The organism is Nitratidesulfovibrio oxamicus (assembly GCF_015731765.1).
Taxonomy (GTDB): domain Bacteria; phylum Desulfobacterota; class Desulfovibrionia; order Desulfovibrionales; family Desulfovibrionaceae; genus Cupidesulfovibrio; species Cupidesulfovibrio oxamicus.
Genome location: NZ_VRYY01000457.1, coordinates 1 through 1915 on the forward strand (window position 1 = coordinate 1; position 1915 = coordinate 1915).

A 1915-nucleotide genomic window follows, 5' to 3' on the forward strand; every position below is an offset into this window, starting at 1 on the left:
GCCCTCGCGCCGGGCCGACTGGGCGCGGCGGGTGGCTTCTTCCGCCTGGGCCATGGCCGCTCGGGCGCGTTCCGCCTCTGCCCCGGCATCGCGGGTGGCGGCTTCCGCCTCGCCGATCTTGGACTTCAGGTTGTCCACCATGGTGCGCAGGCTGTCGGCCAACTGGCCCACCTCATCGCGCTGGTCGATGTCCAGCCGGGTGTCCAGCCGCCCTGAAGCCACGGCAGAGGCGAACACCACCCCGCGCCGCAGCGGCCTGACGATGGAGACGGTCAGCAGCACGCCCGCCAGCAAGGCCAGCACGGGCACGGCCACCATCAGCACCGAGATCACCGTGCGCCGCCCGGCGGCTGTCCGGGTGGCGGCCTGTTGCTGGGCCTTGGCCGTGGTCATGTTCACGGAGATGACGTCGCCCAGTTCCTTGAACAGCACGCGGCTGTGCTCGGTGGCAGGGCCCAGCACGAGGGCGGCGGCCTTGTCGTGGGCCGCCTCGCCCGAGGGGTTGCGTTCCCAGGCGCCGATGAGGGCGACGGCATCGGCCATGTCGCGTTCGAACACGGCAAGGCTGTTCAGGAACTCGCGCCATTCGGCCTGTTCGGAGGCGCCGTGCTCGATGGCCTCGTACCGGGCAATGCTCGATTTGTACGCTGCCACGGCGTCCGCAAGGTTCGTGTACTGGCGGGCCCGGTCGGTCAGGTCGGGGATGAGCAGGGTGCGGTGGGCCACCGTAATGTTGCGCAGGTTGAAGCGCACCTGGGCCAGCGCCTCTATGCCGGGCAGGTACACGTCGGACAGTTCCGTCTGCGCGGCCAATTGCTCGCGCATGCTGACGTAGCCCGTGATGCCGAGGCCCATGGACAGCAAGGCGACGAAGATGAAGCAGGAAACGAGACGGGTGCCGATTCTGACGTTACGCATCAAAGCCCCCCTTGCTGCGGTACGCAATGGTGTGTCCCATCCGGCGGGCGCGGTGGCGCGGATGCGGAGGGAGAAGCCGTGGTGGCGCGCGGTGCGCCGTTTTTTTCGAATGATTCCGCTGTGGGCGGACATGCCGCCAAAAGGCAACGCTACACCGGATGCCGGTGCCCGTGCAATCATTATTCGTGCGGGCGGCGCGCATGTCGGTGACCTGGGTCACAAGCGGGTGGCGCTTCCTGTCAGCCCCCCACGCACTGGTGCGGAACCCGGCGGAAGCGCCGGGGCGTTGCATTGGGCGGGCTGGCCGGGTATCCTTGAAAATGGGGCAGATGTCCGCGTTGCCGCGCGCGGCATCGGACCCGCGCGGGCAGGGGCTTGTGGCCCCGCCCGGCTGTCGTCCGCCTGCGCCGGTTCATGCCGCGCATGGCCGTTTCCGGCCAGTACCGGATCCGTTCCGTTCCGCCAACGTACAGGAGCACAACATGACGCAGCGTGTTCAGGTGGGTGGCTTGCAGATCGCAGCGCCGCTGTATGACGTCATCGTCCGCGACATCGCGCCGGGCACCGGCGTGGACCCCGACAGGTTCTGGACGTCCCTCGAGAACATGGTGGAAGCCATGGCCGACAGGAATCGCGCCCTGCTGGAGAAACGGGCCGAACTGCAGGACGCCATCGACGCCTGGCACCGCGAGCGGCGGGGTGCGCCGCACGATGGCGTCGCCTACGAGGCCTTTCTGCGCTCCATCGGCTACCTGGTGCCCGAAGGGCCGGACTTTGCCGTGACCACCGAAGGCGTGGACCCGGAAATAGCCCTGGTGGCCGGGCCGCAACTGGTGGTGCCCATCACCAATGCCCGCTACGCCCTGAACGCCGCCAACGCCCGCTGGGGCAGCCTGTACGACGCCCTGTACGGCACCGACGTGATTTCCGAAGACCCGGCCCGGGGCGGCGCGCCGCGCGAAGGCGCGTACAACCCCGCGCGCGGGGCGCTGGTGGT

1 protein-coding gene and 1 pseudogene are annotated in these 1915 nt (G+C 69.1%); one reads left to right on the forward strand and one right to left on the reverse strand.

Annotation, left to right across the window (positions count from 1 at the left end):
- A partial coding sequence (locus tag FVW20_RS13895; RefSeq protein ID WP_196610082.1) for an MCP four helix bundle domain-containing protein occupies positions 1 to 918 on the reverse strand: 918 nt, incomplete at its 3' end.
- Positions 919 to 1400: 482 nt separating this feature from the next.
- Here FVW20_RS13895 and FVW20_RS13900 point away from each other — a divergent pair.
- Positions 1401 to 1915 (forward strand): annotated as a pseudogene (locus FVW20_RS13900) (malate synthase G); the annotation flags it as partial.